Consider the following 273-nt stretch of genomic DNA (forward strand, 5'->3'; position numbering starts at 1 on the left):
TCTACAAAATTGAAAACGAACCACAATCCGATTTAGTATTCTCAAAATATGACAATATCGTAACTGGAATGTATGCTCCGAGTACCGGAGAAAAAGTGATGTTCCATCAAACAAATGGTGATATTTTCGCTTTATCTATGGTAAGTGACCAAAAAATTCTGGATCAGGATTCTAAAGATGACCAAATTTTAGACTCTACCCTTCCCGGATTCGGAAAAGTAAATTCTAATGTTTGCCTTTCAACAACTCCTGTTTGTGCAGCTTCACATGTTG

Annotated in this window: 1 protein-coding gene; it reads left to right on the forward strand. The window is 36.3% G+C overall.

Going from position 1 to position 273, the window contains the following annotated elements; translation table 11 throughout:
- Positions 1-273, forward strand: a 273-nt coding sequence (locus SB786_RS36260) for a hypothetical protein (protein WP_410731581.1), incomplete at both ends; no start/stop codon positions are given.

It is taken from the genome of Burkholderia sp. SIMBA_062 (assembly GCF_046534765.1).
GTDB classification, from domain to species: Bacteria; Pseudomonadota; Gammaproteobacteria; order Burkholderiales; family Burkholderiaceae; genus Burkholderia; species Burkholderia ambifaria.